General features: G+C 38.8%; 19 protein-coding genes, 1 tRNA gene and 1 pseudogene. 11 read left to right on the plus strand and 10 right to left on the minus strand.

The annotated features are described in order from the left end of the window. Nucleotides 1–63: 63 nt before the first annotated feature. The 4 genes from H9Q20_RS04355 to H9Q20_RS04370 all read left to right on the plus strand — a co-directional run bounded on the left by H9Q20_RS04355 (nt 64) and on the right by H9Q20_RS04370 (nt 4,133). Nucleotides 64–1,965, plus strand: coding sequence for a metallophosphoesterase family protein (locus H9Q20_RS04355; protein WP_187478375.1), 1,902 nt, complete (start codon nt 64–66; stop codon nt 1,963–1,965). Next, a complete protein-coding gene (locus H9Q20_RS04360; protein ID WP_187478376.1) occupies nt 1,934–2,674 on the plus strand; it encodes a hypothetical protein in 741 nt (246 codons plus the stop codon). The genes H9Q20_RS04355 and H9Q20_RS04360 overlap by 32 nt, the downstream gene beginning before the upstream one ends. 77 nt (nt 2,675–2,751) lie before the next feature. Continuing rightward, nucleotides 2,752–3,855 (plus strand): Mrp/NBP35 family ATP-binding protein, encoded by a 1,104-nt coding sequence (locus H9Q20_RS04365; RefSeq protein WP_124639691.1) that lies wholly within the window; start codon nt 2,752–2,754, stop codon nt 3,853–3,855. A 41-nt stretch (nt 3,856–3,896) separates the two neighbouring features. Then, complete coding sequence (locus tag H9Q20_RS04370) at nt 3,897–4,133, plus strand: NifU family protein (RefSeq protein ID WP_124639689.1); 237 nt, start codon at nt 3,897–3,899, stop codon at nt 4,131–4,133. 72 nt (nt 4,134–4,205) lie between these two features. Here the strand turns inward: H9Q20_RS04370 and H9Q20_RS04375 are convergent, their stop codons facing one another. The 4 genes and pseudogenes from H9Q20_RS04375 to lptB form a co-directional block, all read right to left on the minus strand. After that, on the minus strand, nt 4,206–5,597 hold the full coding sequence (locus tag H9Q20_RS04375) for an arginine decarboxylase (RefSeq protein ID WP_124639687.1): 1,392 nt from the start codon (nt 5,595–5,597) through the stop codon (nt 4,206–4,208). A gap of 90 nt (nt 5,598–5,687) precedes the next feature. Beyond that, a complete protein-coding gene (locus H9Q20_RS04380; RefSeq protein ID WP_187478377.1) occupies nt 5,688–6,308 on the minus strand; it encodes a thiamine diphosphokinase in 621 nt (206 codons plus the stop codon). Nucleotides 6,309–6,339: 31 nt separating this feature from the next. Next, nucleotides 6,340–6,909, minus strand: coding sequence for a cob(I)yrinic acid a,c-diamide adenosyltransferase (locus tag H9Q20_RS04385; protein ID WP_187478378.1), 570 nt, complete (start codon nt 6,907–6,909; stop codon nt 6,340–6,342). Nucleotides 6,910–7,261: 352 nt separating this feature from the next. After that, nucleotides 7,262–7,987 (minus strand): annotated as a pseudogene (gene lptB / locus H9Q20_RS04390) (LPS export ABC transporter ATP-binding protein); the annotation flags it as partial. Between the two features lie 97 nt (nt 7,988–8,084). On the opposite strand from lptB, the gene pafA reads away from it, so the two are divergent. Next, complete coding sequence (gene pafA, locus H9Q20_RS04395; protein ID WP_187478379.1) at nt 8,085–9,725, plus strand: alkaline phosphatase PafA; 1,641 nt, start codon at nt 8,085–8,087, stop codon at nt 9,723–9,725. Between the two features lie 56 nt (nt 9,726–9,781). Here pafA and H9Q20_RS04400 read toward each other — a convergent pair whose 3' ends face one another. From H9Q20_RS04400 to H9Q20_RS04415, 4 genes are all read right to left on the minus strand, one after another. Next, a complete protein-coding gene (locus H9Q20_RS04400) occupies nt 9,782–10,075 on the minus strand; it encodes a barstar family protein (protein ID WP_124639677.1) in 294 nt (97 codons plus the stop codon). A gap of 11 nt (nt 10,076–10,086) precedes the next feature. Further along, complete coding sequence (locus H9Q20_RS04405; protein ID WP_187478380.1) at nt 10,087–10,614, minus strand: ribonuclease domain-containing protein; 528 nt, start codon at nt 10,612–10,614, stop codon at nt 10,087–10,089. Between the two features lie 15 nt (nt 10,615–10,629). Continuing rightward, nucleotides 10,630–11,418, minus strand: a complete 789-nt coding sequence (nadE, locus tag H9Q20_RS04410; RefSeq protein ID WP_187478381.1) for an NAD(+) synthase — start codon at nt 11,416–11,418, stop codon at nt 10,630–10,632. Nucleotides 11,419–11,495: 77 nt separating this feature from the next. Further along, nucleotides 11,496–11,568: transfer RNA gene (locus tag H9Q20_RS04415), tRNA-Phe, on the minus strand. Nucleotides 11,569–11,873: 305 nt separating this feature from the next. Here H9Q20_RS04415 and H9Q20_RS04420 point away from each other — a divergent pair. From H9Q20_RS04420 to H9Q20_RS04430, 3 genes are read left to right on the plus strand one after another with little or no spacing between them, the layout of a single operon-like run. Continuing rightward, the gene (locus H9Q20_RS04420) at nt 11,874–12,854 is read left to right on the plus strand and encodes a gliding motility protein GldB (protein ID WP_187478382.1); all 981 of its coding nucleotides are present in this window, start codon (nt 11,874–11,876) and stop codon (nt 12,852–12,854) included. A 31-nt stretch (nt 12,855–12,885) separates the two neighbouring features. Then, entirely contained in the window at nt 12,886–13,212 is a 327-nt protein-coding gene (gldC, locus tag H9Q20_RS04425) for a gliding motility protein GldC (RefSeq protein WP_124639669.1), read from the plus strand. A gap of 18 nt (nt 13,213–13,230) precedes the next feature. Next, nucleotides 13,231–14,376, plus strand: a complete 1,146-nt coding sequence (locus H9Q20_RS04430; RefSeq protein WP_124639667.1) for a cystathionine gamma-synthase — start codon at nt 13,231–13,233, stop codon at nt 14,374–14,376. 44 nt (nt 14,377–14,420) lie between these two features. On the opposite strand, the gene H9Q20_RS04435 is transcribed toward H9Q20_RS04430, so the two are convergent. Next, the gene (locus H9Q20_RS04435; RefSeq protein WP_187478383.1) at nt 14,421–15,437 is read right to left on the minus strand and encodes a nucleoid-associated protein; all 1,017 of its coding nucleotides are present in this window, start codon (nt 15,435–15,437) and stop codon (nt 14,421–14,423) included. Nucleotides 15,438–15,512: 75 nt separating this feature from the next. Between H9Q20_RS04435 and H9Q20_RS04440 the strand changes: the two genes are divergently transcribed. Then, on the plus strand, nt 15,513–17,645 hold the full coding sequence (locus H9Q20_RS04440; protein ID WP_124639663.1) for a helix-turn-helix domain-containing protein: 2,133 nt from the start codon (nt 15,513–15,515) through the stop codon (nt 17,643–17,645). A gap of 32 nt (nt 17,646–17,677) precedes the next feature. Beyond that, entirely contained in the window at nt 17,678–18,799 is a 1,122-nt protein-coding gene (gene ribB / locus H9Q20_RS04445; protein ID WP_124639661.1) for a 3,4-dihydroxy-2-butanone-4-phosphate synthase, read from the plus strand. Between the two features lie 112 nt (nt 18,800–18,911). Here the strand turns inward: ribB and H9Q20_RS04450 are convergent, their stop codons facing one another. Next, nucleotides 18,912–19,697 carry a T9SS type A sorting domain-containing protein gene (locus H9Q20_RS04450; protein WP_124639659.1) on the minus strand — a complete coding sequence of 262 codons (786 nt, stop codon included), beginning with the start codon at nt 19,695–19,697 and terminating at the stop codon, nt 18,912–18,914. A gap of 142 nt (nt 19,698–19,839) precedes the next feature. Here H9Q20_RS04450 and H9Q20_RS04455 point away from each other — a divergent pair, with 142 nt between their 5' ends. Continuing rightward, entirely contained in the window at nt 19,840–23,073 is a 3,234-nt protein-coding gene (locus H9Q20_RS04455) for a hypothetical protein (protein ID WP_262385581.1), read from the plus strand. The last annotated feature ends 335 nt before the right edge of the window (nt 23,074–23,408 follow it).

The raw sequence follows: 23,408 nt of genomic DNA on the forward strand, positions 1-23,408 counted from the left end.
TTTAAAAACAACAAACAATACGCCATGACATAAGAACACTCAACTACTAAAAACTAAACCACCATGATTACTTTTACGATCTTACTCATCTTCATAGCGCTGGGCTTTTTAATTCCTCATGCTCTTGAAATTTTCATTCCTAAAAACGCTAAACAAATCACAATTTTCAGGGATCACGAACAAAAATACCCGTATTATTTCAGTCCACAAAAACCCGTTCATTGGTTCGATTTTCAAGGCCTCATCAATACTTTCAGACGAGTTTCTTTGTCCAGTGACATTCTTTCTGTCATTGATAAAAGAGAAGTTCAAGCCAATTTTGGCAAAGATAATTTCAACGAAATCTTTGACAAAAGAAGCCATCCTGATGAATATTGGCTGGATTTTATTGCCGATACCGGAGACGGATTCGATACAACCACATCCGTATTTTATCACCTTACCCGATCCCATTTTAGCAAAAATCTGGGAGTAAATCTAAAACCGGGTGATGCCTTGGTGATTGGCGGAGATCTGGTCTATCCTGACGGTTCGGACAAAAATTATGGAGACCGCTTCAAAGGGCCTATACGATTTATTTTCCCATCAAAATCCAGAGAATCGGCTCCTTATTTACTGGCTGTTCCTGGCAACCACGATTGGTACGATGGGCTCACCGCATTCTATCGTATGATGGCGCAACAAAACATCATTGGAAATTACAAAACCATACAAAACAGGAGCTATTTTGCCTATCATTTGGGCTTCAACCATCACCTTTTTGGTTTGGACAATCAATTGAAAGGAGATTTGGATCTTCCTCAAATGGAATATTTTAAAAAATACATTGAAAATTTATGCAAAATCGGTTCTACTCATCATATCATACTGTTGGTTGCCGAACCGTATTGGTACGCCTTTGAAGCCAAGGATTTCAAAAAACGAAGACAGAGAATGGACAGCATCGACTATTTTGTGAAAGTCATGCGAACGGTGATTAATAACAACAAGGCTTACGATACCGAAGTAGAATTTGACATTGTAATCACAGGCGACATCCATCATTATTCTCATTATGAATTGCGTTCCCCGAATCATAAAACCGATGTCAAACATTACATCGCTTCCGGTGGTGGTGGTGCTTTTGGGCATGTTACTGGATTTTTGAAAGAAGAGATTATACTTCCTAAATTAGGAAACTCGACCACAGAATACATTCCCTACGACCTTAAAAAACGATACCCTTCCAAAGAAGTTTCAGACAAGTTCATCGGTTACAATCTATTATTTTTCATTAAAAATTACAAATTTACCTCTCTCATTTTATTTTTCTCTTTGATCGCCATTTATATCCATTCATTCACAGACAATATTGCAATTGAGATCATCAGTATTTTCATGGTTCCGGCTATTTTAACGCTAACGGTCGTTCAAGTTGCCAACCCTGAACCTTCGGATTTGGAACGAAGACATAATAAAATTTTATACGCATCACTTTTTATTGTTTGTTCTGTCGTATCAAGTATTTTTCATTTAAATCTTTTCGACACGGATTTTATCCTTCCCGATTGCAATCCAAAATTCGGGTTATTTATTATTCAATGGGTAATTCCCGCCTTGATACAAGCTTTTTTGATGGGGGTTTATTTTTATCTCAGTTATCGCTTTTACGGACTTCATGTTACTGAAATTTCATCGGGAAAAATTCAAGAAGGTTATAGAAATTTTATAAAATTCAAAATCACCAAGGACGAAATTACACTTTATGTTTTCGGAATTAAGGAACAATATCAATGGTTAAATCTCATCAAAAAAAACAATCCCAAAGACCTACAAAAACAGATGTCTGAAGAAACCACTTTTGATGAAAATGGACACGACACATTTCTAAAAAAACACTTCAACAACTACAAAGACAACCTAAAGCTAATAGAAACCATTAAAATTAAACACCATGAAACCACAAGCCCAACCCAACAATCATGATCACCACGACAGTGTAATCTCGTACAAACAACTCCGAATGTTTATAGGATTACTTGGCTTTTTACTCACTTTTTTATTGATACTAACTACTTCTGTATTAGGTGATTCTAAAGTATTCAAGATCAGCATCAGCCATTACTATTACAGTTTTGGACACATTATTTTTGTAGGTTCCCTATGCATTATGGGAGGATTATTTCTCACCTACAGAGGAAAAGATCGCTGGGAGAACCGCGTTTCTAATTTATCTGGAGCATTTGCCATCGGTGTAGCTGCATTCCCGACCAAACTCAACGGCTATGAAGGCAATGAATATCTTAGTATTTTTGATCCTTTTTACAGGGATTGGATGAACATTGTACATTTCGCTTGTGCCTTTTGTTTATTCCTTTCTTTTTCTATTTTTTGCCTTTCCTTTTTTCAGAAATCAGACGAAGACATTTCGGAAGCAAGCACCGAAGATATGGACAAGAAAAAAAACAGAAACATGTACTACAGAATTTGCGGCATAGGTATATTGCTCAGCATTGCACTGATCGCTTTCTTCAGCTTCATCGTCACCGAAAAAGACCATCCAAATAGCATTTTGGTCAAATACTCTACCATTATTTTCGAGTCCACTGCATTGTTCTTCTTTTCCACTTCTTGGCTGATGAAATCCAGTGATATTTTAAGTCCTAAAATACCATTCATGAATTATTTCAGATAAAATAGTCTTACTTTTATTCATTCTAAATTAAATAAAAACCGTATTTTTGTACTTCATTTTTTTTATACCATTAAATCATGCTTACAAAAATAAAAGTTCAAGAATTTCTGAAAGAAATTGAAGTGGACGATCTGGTGAACAATCTACAAATTATGGGCAACGAAGTTTACATCGACATGACGGCACATTCGCCTGCCATGCACGAGAAGAAAAAACTAGAAGTAGCCATGAAACAAGCTTTTGCTTCGGAATTCGGAGAGCAAGTAAACTTGAAAATAAAAATCGTTTCTCCAGAACCCAGTCAAGTTCAACAAAATCAGATTAAAGGAAAACAAATCCCAGGAATACAAAACATCATTGCGATTGCGTCCGGAAAAGGAGGTGTAGGAAAATCTACCGTTGCAACCAATATGGCTGTGACCCTTGCCAAAATGGGCTTCAAAGTTGGATTATTGGATGCCGACATCTACGGACCGTCCATCCCAACCATGTTGGATACCGAAGGATCTAGACCTTTGTCGGTAGAAGTAAACGGCAAAAACTTGATGGAACCTGTAGAAAATTATGGCGTGAAAATGCTTTCTATAGGCTATTTTTCCGGAGCCAACCAAGCTGTAGTTTGGAGAGGACCCATGGCTTCAAAAGCATTGAACCAAATGATCAGAGATGCACATTGGGGCGAGTTGGATTTCTTATTGATCGACCTGCCTCCAGGTACAGGTGATATCCACCTATCCATCATCCAAGAAGTTCCTGTGACCGGTGCAGTAATTGTATCTACACCACAACATGTTGCCTTGGCCGATGTTAGAAAAGGTATTGCCATGTTCACCATGGAAAGCATTCATATCCCTGTTTTGGGACTTATCGAAAACATGTCTTATTTCACACCTGAAGAATTGCCAAATAACAAGTATTATATTTTTGGTAACCAAGGTGCACAAAACATGGCAAACGATTTAAACATCCCTGTTTTGGGCGAAATCCCAATCATCCAAAGCATCCGTGAGGCGGGTGATGTTGGAAGACCGGCAGCTTTGCAAGAAGATTCAAAAATAAGTGAAATTTATTACCAAACGGCCCAAAACTTAGTCGCCAGCTTGGTAGAGAGAAACAACAACCTGCCACCTACCGAAGCCGTAAAAATTACGACCATGGCTGGATGCTCTCCAAAAAAATAATCTTATTTTTGACGAATTTTTAGAATTTCATTTATTACGACATGAACCACGAAGAAACAGTTACCAAAGTATTAGAAGCTTTAGAATCCATCCGTCCTTTTCTACACAACGACGGAGGCGATATTGAATTGATTGAAGTAAAGGACAATAAAGTTTTTGTAAAATTAATTGGCAATTGCAACGGTTGTCCGATGAGTTTTTCGACCATGAAATTGGGGGTTGAAAACACCGTTAAACAATTTGTCCCGGAAATTACAGAAGTAATAAATGTTGAGTAAAAAACAATCTATTTTCCCATAAACAAAAATCCACATTCCGTTCGAATGTGGATTTTATGTTATTGGATAACCTTAGTACCCCAAAAGTTTCAAAACATCTTCTGGCTTTTGTTCTTCACGAAAAACCGTATAGACAAACTCACCATTTTCGTCCTTATCAATGAGGATGTGCTTGGGTTGCGGCAACAAGCAATGGTGCACACCGCCGTATCCGCTGATGGTTTCCTGATAGGCTCCCGTATGGAAAAACCCGATGTACAAAGGTTTTGTATCGTTGAACACCGGTAGATAAATCGCATTGGTGTGCTGCTCGGAGTTGTAATAATCGTCGGAATCACAAGTCAATCCACCTAAAAACACCCTTTCGTAAGTATCGTCCCAACGGTTGAGCGGAAGCATGATGAAGTGTCTGGAAATTGCCCAAGTATCCGGCAATGTGGTCATAAAAGACGAGTCGATCATGTTCCATTTTTCTCTATCGTTTTGTCTTTTTTGAGAAATAATTTTATAGAGATGCCCTCCAGATTCGCCCACAGTAAAACTTCCAAATTCGGTATAGATGTTCGGTTCATCCACTCCTTCTTCTTCGCAGAATTTTTTAATTTGCATCACAATTTCATTCACCATATATTGGTAATCGTAATCGAAATTAAGCGATGTTTTAATAGGAAAACCTCCACCAATATTCAGACAATCCACCTCTGGAGCAATTTTCTTTAAACGGGCATACACACGAAGACATTTGTACAACTCGTTCCAATAATACGCGGTGTCTTTGATACCGGTATTGATGAAGAAATGCAACATTTTGAGTCTTGCATTGGGATGCTCTGCAATTTTCTGAGAATAATACGGGATGATGTCTTTGTATCCAATTCCCAATCTCGAGGTATAAAATTCGAATTTTGGTTCTTCCTCAGATGCTATTCTGATCCCAATATCAAAGGTAGAATCGATGCTTTCCGTTAGCTTATCCAACTCTCTGTAATTATCGATAATCGGAGTAATGTTCTCGAATCCGCTGTTGATCAGGTTAGAGATTTTGGTTAAATAATCATCGGTTTTGAAACCGTTACAAATTACTTCTATCGATTTATCGACTTTACCCTCATCGTACAAAGATTTCACAATGTCCATATCGAAAGCCGAAGAGGTCTCTATGGAAATGTCATTTTTTAGAGCTTCATCCAATACAAATTTAAAGTGGCTGGATTTGGTACAATAGCAATAGCGATAGCTTTTTTTGTAATCGTTTCTTTCAAAAGCCTCCTTGAACCATGCTTTTGCACGATTGATGTTCATGGAGATTTTGGGTAGATAATTAAATTTCAGAGGGGTTCCAAATTTTTCGACGACATCCATCAACGGAATGCCATGAAATTGTAATTTGTGCTCGGCAACATCAAACTCTTCTGTTGGAAAATAAAGGGTTTGGTCGATTAATTCTGAGTATTTAATTTTCATTATACGGATAAAAAATTTTAGACTGCAAAATTGCTAAAAAAGTTTGATTTTTTCTTAAAAAAATAACACCAAATTATTGGTGTTTATTTCTTAGTTGTGACTTTGAAAAATCAAAAGTTCACCGGATTGATATTCTATACAAACAACATGCTGTAGTGCACGGTTCCTAATCCCAATCCTGGAAGACAGATCCAGATCTTCGGCATCCAATTCCCACTGAAGTCCCAGAGACTTTACCTTTTGGGCTTTCGGAAAAGGATAAAGTGAAATCATTTTGCCTTCAACATCATTCAGCATCGTTGTTTTTTCAGCAAAAAAATAGTTAGAAAACTCATCAACAAAATAAATTTTCAGCTTGGACTTCATTTTCAGAGCCACATGCAGATTTCCTAAATAATGATCCATCTCGCCGCCACTGCCTCCATAAACGACAACTTCTGAACCTCCGTTTTCCAGGATAATTTCCAATGACTTTTCAAAATCGGTTTTATTTTGATCGGGCGTGTGTATGAATTTTTCTTGATAGATGGCATCGTCGATTCCGGAATGCGAATCGAAATCGCCGGAAATAAAATCCAATTTTTCTAAAGGAAAGTTTTTTTCTTTTAAATAATGAAAAGCTCCGTCCGAACAGCCTACACCGTCGTACAATTCACAGTTTGGAAGTACATTCGGCGGTTGACCGTTGATAAAAAGCAGGTACTTTTTCATTTATAAAAAAACAAGAATTTTTAGGGAAAAATTAGCGTTGGTTGGGATTCCAGAACTCTTCAGGCTCGCTCTGATTTTTAGAAACAAATCGTCCCAAAACAAAAAGATAATCCGAAAGTCGGTTCAGGTATTTCACCAATTCCAGTCTCAATTCTTCGGATTCGTTCAAGAAAACCAAAGCCCTTTCGGCTCTACGGCATACGGTTCTGGAAACATGAAGTGCTGTTGCCGCCTTTCCACCACCGGGCAAAATAAAATATTGCAACGGCTCCAGTTGAGCTTCCATCTCGTCCATCCAGACTTCCAACTCTTCAATTTCTTTTTCAGAAATCACCAAAGGCAATCTCGATTTTCCATTGGCCAACATCAGTTTATCCGCTGGAGTTGCCGACTCGGAACCTACAGTAAACAAGTCGAACTGAATTTTTTTCAGTTGCTTAATGGTTTCTTCGCTTTCGATTTGGCTTTTTGCTACGCCGATAAACGCATTAAGCTCATCAATGGTTCCGTAAGCTTCTACCCTTGCAGACGCTTTAGAAATTCGGGTCCCACCGTACAAAGAAGTTTGGCCTTTGTCGCCGGTCTTGGTGTATATTTTCATATTATTTTGTAATAAATTATCCTTCGAAAGAATAAGTGGTTAAGTATTTTAATGCTTCGGCACTTTGTTGTTGAGCTTCTGTTCGGGCATCGTCCAAACTGTACTGAGCATTAATTTCTTTTTTAAGTAAGACAAATGAGTTGTAGGCATTTTTATCGATTTCTTCTGAAAATACTTTTTCAATTTCAGAATTTCCGAGCGAGGCAAAGCCAATTTCATCAAAGCCATAAAGCAATCTCAATTGCTCTTTATTTTCAAAATTTTCATTTACGAATTCTTGAAAATGAGTTTTGGCCTCGAAATTCCCACCCCAAACTTGGTACACAAAATGTTTTTTCTTGGGTTTGTTCAAAATATCTTGGTACACGAAATTTTCTCCCAGATACGCCTCACGCACCTGTGGGTCGTTTGCCAACTCTCGTGGTGCACCTTCTTTTAGAATTCGACCTTCGAACATGATGTAGGTTTTATGGGTGATGGCCAAGGTTTGTTGCACATTGTGGTCGGTGATTAGGATGCCGATATTTTTATCCGTTAGGCTTCGTACAATTTTCTGAATATCTTCTACAGCAATGGGATCTACACCGGCAAAAGGTTCATCCAAAAGTATGAAACTGGGATCCGTTGCCAAACACCTCGCAATTTCCGTTCTTCTTCTTTCTCCACCGGAGAGCAAATCGCCACGGTTTTTTCTAACATGCTGAAGGGAGAATTCTTCGATCAGCTCGTCACATTTGCGTTGTTGATCTTTTTTGGAAAGTTTGGTCAATTGTAAAACTCCCATGATATTTTCTTCCACCGATAGTTTTCGAAAAATGGAAGCTTCCTGTGCCAGATAACCTATCCCATTTTGAGCTCGGCGATACATGGCATCTTGAGTGATGTCTTTATTGTCTAAAAAAATTTTTCCAGAAGTCGGTTTCACCAAACCCACGATCATGTAAAACGAGGTGGTTTTCCCTGCTCCGTTCGGACCGAGCAAACCAACAATTTCGCCTTGTTTAACCTCAACAGAAACACCTTTTACTACTTTTTTGGGACCGTATTCTTTTATTAAATTCTCTCCTCTTAATATCATAAGGGCAAAGATAAATAAATCGTAATGAACTATTCACATAAAAAAATACATTCAAAAAAAAATAAAAACTACTTTTGCTTTTATAATTTCACAGCTTATGTTTAAGAAAATAGGAATAGCCGCATTAGCATTATTGGCTACAACGCCCGTTTTTGCTCAAAAAAACACTACTTCAGAACAACCCAAATTGGTTGTAGGATTGGTCATTGACCAAATGCGTTGGGACTACCTCCATCGATATTATTCAAAATTTGGTGACGGCGGTTTTAAAAGATTACTGAACGAAGGTTTCTCCTTGAACAATGTACACATCAACTATGTACCAACCGTTACCGCTATTGGACACACCTCGATATACACAGGATCTGTACCCGCCATACACGGCATTGCAGGAAACGATTGGGTGGACAAGCAAACCGGAAAAAACATGTACTGCACTGCCGACGAAACCGTACTTCCCGTTGGTACCAGCAGCGACAAGGTTGGCAAGCATTCTCCAAGAAATCTGTGGAGCACAACGGTTACGGATCAATTGAGATTGGCCACCAACTTCCAAGCAAAAGTTATTGGAGTTTCTCTTAAAGATCGCGCCTCCATTTTGCCAGCCGGACACAATCCCAATGGAGCATTTTGGTACGATGACACCAGTGGGAATTTTGTAACCAGCTCTTATTACATGAACGAGCTGCCCAAATGGGTACAACAATTCAACCAACAAGATTTGCCAACAAAATTAGTCGCAAACGGTTGGAACACCCTTTTGCCCATCCAACAATATACAGAAAGTTCTCCGGACAATTCTTCGTGGGAAGGACTATTAGGATCGGCAAAAACTCCTACTTTCCCTTACAACAACCTGGCACAAGATTTCCAAAAGAAAAAAGGCGAAATACGAGCAACTCCTTTTGGCAGTACACTCACTTTGAAATTGGCCGAAGCATCTATAACCGGTGAACAATTGGGACAGGACAACATTACCGATTTCTTGGCCATCAACATTGCTTCTACCGATTATGCGGGGCATAAATTTGGACCCAACTCTATTGAAGTTGAAGATGTATATCTAAGATTGGATAGAGATCTAAAGGATTTCTTCAACCATTTGGATGCTAAAGTTGGCAAAGGACAATACACCGTTTTCTTATCTGCAGACCATGGTGGAGCTCATTCTGTAAGCTTTTTGGAAGAACACAAAATACCAACCGGATTTTTTGAAGAAGACATGAAAAAGAATTTGAATGCCGTTTTGAAAGAAAAATTTGGGGTTGAGAAAATCATCAACTCATCACAAAACTACCAAGTGTACTTTGACAGAAAAGTAATTAGTGACAACCAATTGGATCTAGAAAAGATTAAAAAATTCACGATTTCCGAGTTGGAAAAAAGACCGGACTTCCTTTTTGTAATTGATGCCAATGAAGTGCAAGAAACCACTGTCCCTCAACCGATCAAAGAAAGAGTCATCAACGGACTGAACAGGATCAGAAGTGGCGACATCCAGATCATCACCAGAGACAATATGCTCCCTTCATATTCTAAAACCGGAACCACGCACAGCGTTTGGAATTCTTATGACGCTCATATCCCATTAATATTCATGGGAACAGGAGTAAAACAAGGTGAAAGCAATAGAGAATATCACATGACCGATATTGCACCAACCGTTTCGGCCTTGTTAAAAATTCAATTTCCAAGTGGAAATATAGGAAACCCAATTGTCGAGGTTTTGGGCAAATAAAACTTCTCAACAACAAAAAAAATCCATCTCTGAAACATCGAGATGGATTTTTTGTACTAATCTTCGTCTTCGTATTGCTCCAAATAATACGAAAATGAAAAATCCTCCAATTCATCTTCAGCATCTTCCAAAGTGGTCAGTAAGTCCTCAAAAATTTCCAACTGCTCCACAGAAAGGTTGACAAATTCTATATGCAAAGGCAATTCGACAAAACCGGTGAGGCTGTCGTAGAGGGCATCCAGATTATCACCAAAATCCTTCGGCAGAGTCAATTTGGATTTCAGTTGATCGTAAAAATCTTCATAATCACCTAGATCTACAAAGTCAATATAAACGGTATTTACACTCATTTTATTTATTATTATTTCTTTTCAAAAGTTTTATAATGATCGTGGGTCACCCAAACATCACCCGATTTGGTATAGACCATGCGATCGGTCTGTCTTCTGCCGCAAATATAATTCAAATCGGCTTCAAAATACTGAACTCCTTTTGGAAGTTGACCTTCACGATTGCTGAACTTGTCCCCGCCTATGGCTTTACCAGGTACTGCCTCGCACAAGTTTCCTTGAGCAGGTACCCAACCACGACTTCTGGCTTCGGATTTTTTGATGTAATAGTTCGGCAATTCATGATTTTCTTTTACATAGTCCACCACAACATCTTCTTGGGTAAGTGCGGTAATGTCTTTGTTTTCAGAATTATTATCCTTATAATTTTCCTGCTTATTTTCAACCTTTTTCTTTGGATATTCAAAAGTATTTCCTACTTTTTGAGTGGTTTGTTCCGTTCTTTTTTCAATTTTATAGGTTTTGAAAAAAAACATAATTCCCAAACCGAGTACAATCCCAACGAAAAGGATGAAATAATTTTTAATCTTATCGTTCATAATTATAAATTAGCGTTACCTCCAATCTTCCTGAATATCACAAACCGGAATGGGATTAATTTTATGTTGTGCCGCAGCATTCATTCGTTTAAATATTTTGTAAACTTCTAAATCACGACCCGAATAATCCGATTCGGATTTCAGTCCCCATTCTTTTTGAATTTTTTCCAGCTCGGGATAGGTCGCACCAATTTGGTTTTCATCGGTTCTTTCGGCATCCCACAATCCGTCGGTCGGTATCGCATTTTGGATGTCATCAATAAGATTAAGAGCTCTTGCCAAGGCGTACACTTCGGTTTTATACAGATCTCCAATGGGCGATACATCGACACCACCATCACCGTATTTGGTATAGAATCCGATGCCAAAATCTTCCACTTTATTTCCCGTTCCGCACACCAAAAGTCCGTGGATCTGACCAAAATAATAAAGCGTAAGCATCCTCAAACGACTTCTGGTATTGGCCAAAGAAAGATTTTGTTGCGACAGATGATCATTCTCCTGTGCCAGGGTCGAATAAAAAGCTTCAAAAGAGGCATCCAAACTTACGGATCGTGTTGTTACATTCGGAAAACGATCCGCCAACCACTCCATGTGTTTTTGCGCACGATCTACCTGATCTTTTTTTTGACGAATCGGCATTTCTATTGCCAAAACCTCTAAACCCGTCATGGCACAAAGTGTGGAAACCACTCCGGAATCCACCCCACCAGAAACCCCAATAACATAACCTTTTACACGAGCTATTTCGGCATATTCCTTTAACCAAACAACAATTTTATCTATTATTTTTTTTTCTTGCATCTTAGAATTTGTATGAATTTGAAGGACAAAAATAAACAAAAAAAATCCGCATCGAAAAATCAATGCGGATCAAAAAGTGGTTTCTCCAGGAATCGAACCAGGGACACACGGATTTTCAATCCGTTGCTCTACCAACTGAGCTAAGAAACCTTTTTGGTAAACAACACTTCAGAAGTATTGTGGTGCAAAAGTAGGCTTTTGTTTTATATCTTGCAAATGCTTTTCGAAAAAATATCAAATTATTTGTCACCCCCGATTAGGCTTCACTTTCACAACCGCGAAAGAAATACTTATAAGACCCTGAAAAACTGAACATTAACACAAGCTAAAATCAATTTAGACTTTTTAACAAAAACAAAAACATTCCCACAAAAATATTCAAAATCACCTTACAAATAATTGAGGATGCCGCGATTATTGCTTACTTTTGCATACTAAAATTTGACTCGTATAAAATGAAGATTTTCAGAAACCTTGCCCTTGCAACTGCTCTAACCTTAGGATTGATTTCTTGTGAAAAAGAAAAGCAAAACAATTGGCAAGTCGAAATAAAGAAGCCCATTTCCAAAGTAGAATTGGTCGATATTTCTAAAGATTTTTTTGATCCAAACATGGGTTTAGAACAGTTTAAATCCCAATATCCTTGGTTTCAAGGAACGGTAAGCGATGAGGATTTTTCTAAACGAAGAACGGACGCCAAGGAAATTGAAGTTTATAAAAAAGCATTGGCAAAAATAGACCTCAACAAGTTGAATGCGGGATTGGCCGATCTATTCTCCCACATCCAGCATTATTTTCCGAAATTCAAAAGTCCAAAAGTCTTCATTTACTCATCCGGCTTGCAAGCGTTGGACGATCCTATTTTTTACCAACCCGAAGCCAACATGGTGTTCATCGATATTTCGGCTTTTATGGGCGAAGGAAACCCGCATTACGACGGATATGAAAAATATTTGCAAAAATCCATGAATCCTGAGAACATTGTCCCAAAAACCTCATTGGTTTTCGCACAAAATATTGTTCCCGCCAACAAAAACCACATGAAATTCATCGATCAGATGATCTATCAAGGTAAAATCATGTTGCTTCAAGATGCTTTTTTACCAACGACTGCAGAGCATTTGAAAATGAACTATACCGAAAAACAGTACGAATGGTCACAAGCCAACGAAGTCAATATTTGGAATTATTTTGTTGAAAACAACATGGTCTTTGGCGACGATCCCCGATTGGAAGAGCGATTCATCCTACAAAGTCCTTTTTCTAAATTTTATACAGAAATCGACAATAAATCTTCGCCTCAAGTGGGAATTTTTATCGGATGGCAAATCTGTAAAAAGTTTTTGGAAAAACACCCAGAAACCAAGTTGACCGATTTATTGTCCATGGACTCTACAAAAATATTCAACGAAAGCGAATACAAACCTAAAAATTAATACAAACAATCCTTAACATACCTATAATACAATGAGACAAACCACCATCACCATCAATGTAGAACTTGATGACAACCATATCCCAGAAAAACTAACTTGGAATGCCGAAGACAGCGGTGTAAAAAATGAAGAAACCAAATCGGCCATGATTTCCGTTTGGGACGACAAAACCATGGAAGCCCTAAGAATCGACCTTTGGACTAAAGATATGCCACTCGATCAAATGAAAATGTTCATCCACCAATCCATCGTTTCTTTGGGACAAACTTACCAAAGAGCTTCTGGCGAAGAAGATGTCGCATTGTGGTTGGAAGAAATGGCCAATGAATTTGCCATAAAATCAGCCATCAGAATATAATTCAAAAAAACAAAAAAAATGAAATTCAATACCAAAGTTATACACGGTGGACAACACCACGAAGCCGTAACCGGAGCGGTCAATGTTCCTTTATTTTTAACCTCGACTTTTGCACAAAAATCTCCCGGCGAACATTCGGGATATGAATATTCCAGAGCTGCAAACCCAACAAGGCAAGCCTTGGAAGATGCCTTGGCAAGCATAGAAAACGGAGCCAGAGGTTTGGCTTTCGGATCCGGTTTGGCGGCCATCGATTGCGTTTTAAAATTACTAAACCCGGGCGATGAAGTAATCGCTTGCGATGACCTTTACGGTGGTTCTTACAGAATGTTCGTTAGGCTTTTTGAAAAATATCAGCTGAAATTCCATTTTGTAAATATGGAAAACACCGAGAACATCACCGAAAAAATTACGGCCAAAACCAAGCTGATCTGGTTAGAAACCCCAACCAATCCTTTGATGAAACTCATAGACATCAAGGCGGTTTGCCAAGCTGTGAGCGGTAAAGGAATTTTAGTAGCTGTGGACAACACTTTTGCTTCGCCGTACCTACAAAACCCTTTGGATCTGGGTGCTGACATCGTAATGCATTCGGCTACAAAATACATTGGCGGACATTCGGATATTATTGCTGGAGCATTAATTGCTAAAACCCCTGAATTGGGCGAGCAATTGCATTTTATACAGTTTGCCAGCGGTGCAATTTTGGGTCCTCACGATTCGTATTTGGCTCTGCGAGGAATAAAAACTTTGGCGATTAGAATGCAAAGACATTCCGAAAATGGACTAAAAGTAGCTGAGTTTTTACAGAACCACCCAATGATCAAAGAAGTCATTTACCCAGGACTTAGCAACCACCCACAACACGAATTGGCGAAAAGCCAAATGAGAAATGGTTTCGGCGGCATGGTTACTTTCACTTTCCGTTCCGGTAAAAAAGAAGATGCCATCAAGTTTTTAGAAAATCTAAAAGTTTTCACTTTGGCAGAAAGTCTTGGTGGAGTTGAGTCTTTGGCCAACCATCCTGCTTTGATGACCCACGCCTCTATCCCGGCTGAAAAAAGAGCCGAGATTGGGATCACCGATGATTTGGTACGACTAAGTGTTGGTATCGAAGATATCGAAGACCTTCTTACAGATATCGACAACGCTTTGAAAGCATAAGTACAATAAAAAATCCCGAATTATTCGGGATTTTTTTATGCTTTTTATTGTTCTTCTTCAAAATAAAGACGGTAGTATTTTCCTTTATCATCCTGTCCGGTTTCCAGCATTTTGCGATCACCATGAATGTAGATGTGGAAGTTTTTATCCAATTTGATGATGGATTTAAAATGTCTCTGTTGTTTTTTAACCGCCGTTTGATGGATCGGGAAATCTTCAGAAAGAGCCACCTGCATTTCTTGTTCGTAATCGGATTTAAAATTCCCAAAACTCTCAATAACATGTTCGTCTTGCAGCACGGTTTTAGAGAAATCATCAAAATCAAACTGTTCTTTTTCTTTGAAATAATTCAGAGATTTATTTAGAAATTCCGCCTGATCGGCTTTAGAAACTTCAAATTCTTGAGGCAATTGCTTGGTGATGTAATCTTTGTACACCGTCAGTGTTTCTTGAGTATGAAAATAATCATCGTCTCTCTGTTTTACTTTCAAGAAGTCTTCATACCAATAATAGATATCACCGGACTTATTGTTATCGTACACAGAAAGTACAAATCCCGTTTCCTTGTCGTTGTTGTAGATCATCACTCCTTTGTCGGGCTTGGATAGACCTATTCCGAAATCTTTATCCAGATCGTAGCCGTCGTTATCATTGGCATTCACTTTTAGGAACATTTCTTTTTTTTCGGTTTTAAAGATGCCTATTTTATCAATTTTTCCGGCGTCACTTTCTTCACCTTCAAAGAAAATTACAAAAATCTCTCCTCCGCTAACTCTTGGGTTTTCAGCAATTTCAAAAAGATGCTTTGCAATGGTTTCGCTTTCCCAAAGAAACTTCGCCTGATCTTCAAAAATTTCGCTTACGGCACCGTACACCACATTGTTGGCAAGATAAGAATCGCTGTAAAATTGGAATTGCTCTTCGGATTTGAAGCCGGAAAGAAAGTAATTCTCCAGAACTTCCAACATTTCTTCGTCCAACTTCAGCTCTTCGTTGGACAAGAACAAACCTTCCTGATTGATTTTGTTACCAACTTTATGTACAACTATTTTTGATATCATTTTTTTTAGAATTTTAGAAATGCAAAAATAGAATTTCAAATCGACAAAGAAGAAAATAATACTTAATTTTGAAAAATGAATGCCTCACTTTTCAATCTTGTCGAACAAACCAACAGAAGTATTTTTTTAACCGGAAAAGCCGGTACCGGAAAGACCACTTTCCTGAACGATTTCGTGTCGAAAACTAGAAAAAAACACATTGTGGTTGCACCTACAGGGATTGCAGCCATCAATGCAGGTGGCGTAACCATACATTCCATGTTTGGATTGCCGCTGCGACCGTTCTTGCCCACTTTGGAAAGGGTGGACAGCAATCTTGGAAATAACATTGTGGATCTTGTACAGCATTTCAGGTACAGAAAAGACAAGAAAAAATTGTTACGAGAGATCGAGATCATCATCATAGACGAGGTTTCCATGCTTCGTGCCGATGTTTTGGACATGATGGATTTTGCCTTGAGAACCGTGAGGAGAAATCAGCAAAAATTTGGAGGCGTACAAATGCTTTTCATCGGCGACCTGCAACAGCTTCCGCCCGTGGTAAGGGACGAAAACATCTTAAAAATGTATTACAACTCACCCTTCTTTTTTGATAGCTTGGCACTTAAAGAAACTCCTTTAATAACCGTTGAACTCACAAAAGTATATCGACAGACCGATGAAAAATTCCTGAAAATCCTCAATGCCATTCGGGAAGGAAATCCTTATGAAATAGATTTTGATGAACTGAACAAAAGATACGACCCACAATTTGAACCCAAAGATGAAGCGTATGTCTATCTTACCTCTCACAACAGAATGGCGGACGACATTAATCAAAAAAAAATAAAAGAGCTTCCTGGGAAATCGAGATTGTATCATGCAAAAGTACATGGCGAATTTAAGGAAAGCCAATATCCCAATGAGGAAACTCTAGAATTAAAATGCGGCGCCCAAGTGATGTTTATCCGAAACGATGCCAGTGGCGAAAGAAAATATTACAACGGAAAATTGGCAGAGATCACCCGTATTGAAGAACATGAAGTTTGGGTAAGAATTGAAAACCATACCGAAGAATACCAAGTGAAAAGAGAAGTTTGGGAACACAAAAAATACACACTTGGAAAAGACAAAAAAATTGAAGAAGAAGTCGTAGGAAGTTTCGAACAATACCCCATCCGTTTGGCTTGGGCGGTAACCATACATAAATCTCAGGGGCTAACTTTTGACCGATTGATTATTGATGCAGGCAGCTCTTTTGCCTCTGGACAGGTCTATGTAGCGCTTTCCCGATGCAGGACTTTGGAAGGCATTGTTCTGAAATCCAAAATCACCCCAGAAGTCATCTTTAGCGACCATAGAGTAGAAAACTTTCAAGAAGAAACCAATGCAAACGATAAGATTGATGAAATATTAGAAGCCGAAAAATACGATTTTGCCATCCAAAAAGTACTGCTAAAAATCAATTGCTCTTGGTTGAAAAACGCTATTGACGAATGGAACCTCCATACCAGAAATGCCCAACTTCCGGACAAAGTGAAGGTGCAAAACATGTACACCACCTTAAAAGCCGAAAGTGAAAACCTAAATACTATTTTTGTAAAATTTGAAAAAATACTTTTACAAAAAGTTCAAAAATATACGATCGGTGAAGAGAACTGGACAGAAATAGAAAATAAAGCCACAGGCGCAGCACAGTTTTTCCTGAAAAATACCCGAGAAAAAATATTTGTCCCACTCAAAGATCTCTATGCCGAAACCAAAGGTGTAAAAGGCATGAAAGGCTACAACGAAGAACTGAAAACCATCTTGGACGATTTGGTGGACTACATGGACAACATAAAAGACCTTTATTTATTAGAAAAACCACTCATTAAGGAAGAAGAAAAACAAGAAAGCACGAGTAAAACGGTAAAAATACCGACACACATCGTTACTTGGAGGCTCTTCCAGGAAGGAAAATCCATCTCCGAAATTGCCAAAGAAAGAGGAGTTTTGAACACAACAATTATTGGTCATTTCTCTAAGTTTGCTGAAGCAGGAACACTGGAAATGGCTGACCTGAAAAGAATCATCACCAAAGAAAAAATTGATGTTTTCAAAAAAAAATATCAAGACCAACAATACGACAACCTCAACGACTGGAAATCTAACCTCCCGAACGATTTTGATTATGGTGAAATTAGATTGCTATGGACCTACCTGGACCACAAGAAAAATCATTCATAAACCGTATCTTTGCAAAAAAATTTACATAAAAAATGTCACAGTCTAAACTCAATACCATACCAGAAGCCATAGAAGATCTTAAAAACGGAAAAGTCATCATCGTTGTGGACGATGAAGACCGTGAAAACGAAGGAGATTTCCTATCGGCTGCAGAATTGGTAACTCCAGAAATCATCAACTTCATGACCATCCATGGTAGAGGATTAATCTGCACTCCACTTCCTGAAAAAAGATGTGACGAACTTGGTCTGGACATTATGGTCAGCAGAAGTAGCGATCCTAAAGAAACGGCCTTCACGGTGTCCATCGACTTATTAGGAGACGGCGTTTCCACAGGAATTTCTGCCAGCGACAGAGCGAAAACCATTGCTGCATTGATGGACGAAAAAACCAAACCTACAGACTTTATGCGTCCGGGACACATTTTCCCACTGAGAGCAAAATCCGGAGGCGTGTTAAAAAGAGCAGGACATACAGAAGCAGCAACCGACCTTACAAAATTGGCAGGACTGAAGGAAGGCGGCATCATCTGCGAAATCATGAACGACGACGGTACCATGGCCCGACTACCGGAACTGATGGAATTGGCAAAAAAATTAGACCTTAAAATTATTTCCATAGAAGACCTTATCGATTATCAATTGAAGAAAGGAGATTTGGTAAGAAAAATTGAGGAGAGAAAAGTAAAAACTCATTTTGGTGAATTTACTTTCCACGCTTTTCAAGAGGAGCATACCGATCAGATCCACTTTGCCTTCTCCAAAGGAAATTGGGAAATTGGAGAGCCGGTCTTGGTTAGGGTGCAAAGTTCCAGCTCTTACTTTGATGTTCTCAGCAGATTTACCAACGGCGAAACACCACTTTTGGAAAAGGTGGCCGAAAAAATAAACCAAGAAGGAAAAGGCGTGATGATCTTCATCAACAATGTTTCTAACGCCGAAAATACGATGAGAAAGCTTCAACAATTCCTAAATTTCCAAGACGGACAAGCGCAAAGACCAACACTTGCCGCCAACTTTATGGAATACGGAATTGGGACACAGATTTTGAAAAAAATGGGCATCAACAAATTCCGTGTCATCAGCCAAAACCCGCAACACAAACCAATGGTTTCCGGTTATGGTGTAGAGATTACAGAAATGGTGCAGTTGTAAAAAAACATCGATTCAATAATAAATCCCACAAGAAATTTTCTCGTGGGATTTTCTTTTCCACAAAAAAAAGTTGCACCCGTAGATGCAACTTTTTTATCATATAGATCAAAAATTATTTTTTGATGATTTTTCTGCTCACTTTATTTTGAAAATTATCTTGAACTGTTACAACATAATTTCCTTTTGCTAAATGAGATAACTGAACCGATTCACCATCATTAACTCTATTTGATGAAACCAATTTACCATCAACCGAGTAAACATTAACAGTCGATCTTGAAGGCAATTGCAATTTAAGTTCATTTTCAACAATAGTATTCATCTTAACCACTTTATCAAATTGCTTGATATCCATTACAGAAAGTGTAGATTTATCATAGAAAGAAATATCATCAAAATAAATTACTCCTCCACCATTATTATTACTTTCAGGATAAATTCTTAACCCTGGTCTTGCAACGGTAGCATTAACATTAGGCATCGCCTCAGCATAAAACTGTACCCAACCTGGAGCATCTGTAGAATAAGTTGCCATCTGCATATCATTACCACCAGTATCAGCACTCGCAGTTCTAAATTGGTTCCAATATCTGAATTTTGCAGTTGTAGAGTTATCTAAATACCACCCAGTAAAAACATAAGTAACCCCTTGTGTTACAGGAGTATCAACTGCCGGGCTAATAGTTTTATTTCCTGTCGCAGGCGCTGTATATGCCAGAGAAGATGCACCTCCATGTACGGTAGTTGTAGATTGAGCCACCGTAGATCCTGTTACATACCATCCGTCTGGTGCACCAGCATTCCAATTTTCAAACCCTGGATTCGGAATTAAATTGGTCTGTGCATTCGCAGAAACCGCTAAAGCCACCACTGCAAATAAAGAATACAATTTTTTCATAATTTCTAAGTTTAATTAATTAATATTACAAAATTAAACAATAATCCAACATGCCAAAAAATTTAAGTATTAAATAATTGTTAACTAACCACTTAGCACAGTCTGAAAAATTCTTAATTTTACCACCAAAGCCTTAAGCAGTTTGAAACAAAACCTTTTTATCCTTGCTTTTCTTCTAACAGTATTCCATTATGGTTATGCTCAAACTTTTTCTTGGCAAAACCCAAATCTTAAAAAAGACTATTTAAAAAAGGATTCCATCCTTTCGGCCAAATTGCAAAAAGACTATTTCACAAGAGATACTTTGGATTTCATCAAGCATAAAAATAAAATTGTGGTGGATGAAGAAGTTTTGGTAAAACCCAACCGACAACAATTTCTTGGTGGACTCAACTCCAAAGGATCCATCATCCGTGGGATGACTTTTGGCAACAACCAAGGTTCGTCCGTACAAAGCTCCATGGATCTTCAGATTTCCGGAAAACTCTCCCCAGACATTTCTCTTTTGGCCTCCATTTCCGATCACAACCTCCCGATACAAGCCGACGGATACACCCAATCGCTGGAAGAATTTGATAAAATTTTCGTGCAATTGGGAATTAAAAACCATACGATTATCCGCGCTGGACATTTGGATATTTTGGACGACAAAACCTACTTTGGCCGTTACCAAAGACGAAGCATGGGATTGCAATTCCTCTCCCAATTTGGTGAGAAAAACAAAACCTTCATCGATGTTTCCGGAGGCATTGCCCGAAGCGAATTTCATCGTTTACGATTTCAAGGCATCGAGGGCAACCAAGGACCTTACCGATTGACCGGGAAAAATGGAGAGCAATTCATCACCGTTATTTCCGGTTCCGAACAGGTTTTTATCGACGGAATTTTAATGAAAAGAGGTGAAAACCTCGATTACACCATCAATTACAATACAGGCGAAGTTACCTTTACCAGTTTCAGACCCATTCTGAAACAGAATTTCATCACCATTTCTTACAATTACACCAACAGAAATTACTCCAGATACCTGATAACCGGAAGTCTAAAACACGAAAGAGAACGACTAAAAGTAGGGATAAATTGGTTTTTGGAAAACGATAACAAAAATGCACCTCTCGCCCTGAACCTGAGCAAGGAAGATGAAAAAATCCTGAGCTTAGCCGGGAACGATCCCGAACTGATGTACGCTCCATCCGGAGTGGTTACCGAATACGATGTGAATAAGGTTTTGTACGAACAAATTACCGATCCCAACGGGAATTATTACCAATATTCTACCAATGCCTATGCAACCTTGTATCAGGTAGCATTCACCTATTTTGGAAAAAATTTGGGCGATTACAGTCTAAAACAAACGGTAAACAACGGAAGAATTTTCGAATTTGTTGGCAACAACAACGGCGATTACAAAGCCGTAAGGAAACTTCCTGCGCCACAGCAATCCCAAGTTTTCTCTACACAAGCCGAATATCTTTTGGAAAATGGAAAAATAGGTGGCGATCTTTCGTTGAGCAATTACGATCCCAATTTGTTTTCATCCAAAGATTCATCGGAAAATACAGGATTTGCCACACGACTTTTTGCGTACAAAACATTTACCAAAAACAATTGGACAGGAACTCCAGGGCTTGAATTTCAACACATTTCATCCAGATTCCATGTCTTGGACAGGATCAACGATGTCGAATTTGCAAGAGATTTCAACCTCTTACAAGAGTTCAGCCAGAAAACTCAAAACAGACTTTCCTTCAGCTTCCTGAACGATTGGAAAAAGATCAGCCACCTGAATTATCGTTTTAATTATTTGGACGAAAAAGACTCCTACAAAGGCATTAAAAATGAAATCGATTTGGGTTGGAAAAAAAACAAAATCGCCACAAAAGCCTATTTGTCCTACCTGAAAACCGATGCCACCTTCCAAAATACCAATTTCATAAAAGGAAACATCCTTGGAGAATGGTTCGGTAAGAAAGGAAGTTGGGCAGTAGGCGCAGCCATGGAACACAACCTGAAAAACTACAACGACACCGGACTGAAAGATGTTACAAGCTTCAGCTGGAAAGAGGTTTTTGCACAGAAAAAAATTGGCGATTCGGCAAGGACAAAACTCCTCACCAAAATATATTTCCGTACCAACGACTCCATACAAGACAACCGATTGGTGAAGATGAACAATATTTTGGGCATGATGGCGGAAAGCCAAATCATAAAAACCGAAAAAACCACCCTGAACGCTCTGGTGCATTATCGAAAGTTTTACTATAAAAACCAAAGTACAAACAGTCATCAAAATGCAGATTTCATCATCGGAAACATTGCTTACAACCAACAACTTTTCCAAAATGGGATGCGCCTTCAGGCTTTTTATGAGCTCGGAAACGGACAAGAAGCCCAAAGAGAATTTCAGTACATAAAGGTTACCGACGGAAAAGGCATCTACAAATGGACCGATTACAACGGCGACGGCATACAACAATTGGACGAGTTCGAAGTGGCAGAATATGCCGACCTTGCCCAATACATACGCATATACACCAATTCAGTACGCTACATTCCGTCCAACAAAAACAAGCTCACCTTGGCATTGTTTGTCAACCCATCGGTGGTTTTCAGTTCCGAAAATGCATTTCTAAAAAGATGGAACATCAACCTCTCACTCAACACCCACAATTCATATTTCAAAAACGACAAAGCGGTGGTCATCAACCCGTTTGAAAAAAATGAAACGCAGATTCTTAAAAATCAAAACCTCTTGGTAGCAGCTCAATTCAACCCTACAGAAAAGTCCGGTTGGAACGGATCTTACCGTTGGCTGAACAACAAAAACCTCATCAACGCCAACTTCAGCAACGAAGAAAGGGATCAGAATGCGCATTTCCTAACCGTAGGTTATTGGTTCAGTAAAATTTTCAGAATCGATTGGGAAAATTCTGCTCAAAACATCAACAATGCTTCGCAAATGTTCGACACCAGAAATTTCCAACTTTTCAACATCGAGACCAAACCAAAAGCGACTTATAAATTTACAGAAACCATACAGGCAGAGCTTTCCACAGCGTTCCGAGACAAAAAAAGACAAGACGGCACGGAACGGTTAAAAGCCCTGGATCTGACCGGAGCGGTGCAATGGGAAAGAAAAAAAACCTCCATCCGTGGCAGTTTTTCTTTCATCAACAACGATTTTACCGGCAACAATTATTCTTTGGTCGGCAACCAAATGCTCGATGGACTCAAGCCCGGCAGAAATCAAGTCTGGTCCGTATTTTTGCAACAAAACATCAACTCCTTCATCATCCTGAATGTCAATTATGAGGGACGAAATTCCGGTGACAGAACCATACACATCGGCAGCATGCAGGTGAAGGCAAGTTTCTAATTTTTTTTAGGAGCGTCACCCTTTATCCTTCACATCAAGACCCGTCCAGCTGTCCGCTGTATCTTTTGCTTCCCTCCCACTTTCCGGGCTTAGCAAAAGGATGCCGCTCCCATCTGGGCTAGAAAATCGAGTAGAGATTCTTTCAACAAAAAATTAACAGGTCGCTCCTACGGAGCTCTACCAAATTTCACAACATCCCGCTATGAACAGATCGCTCCTACGGAGCAAAAAAGCCAAGCTAAAAGCACACTTTCCATTAAAACATTTATCCAAGACAAATCATTCAAGCAATCCTTTCCTGATGATTAAATCCTGGCAAAAATTAATTTCAGGAA

Origin of the sequence: Amniculibacterium sp. G2-70 (assembly GCF_014353055.1) — a bacterium.
GTDB classification, from domain to species: Bacteria; Bacteroidota; Bacteroidia; order Flavobacteriales; family Weeksellaceae; genus Amniculibacterium; species Amniculibacterium aquaticum.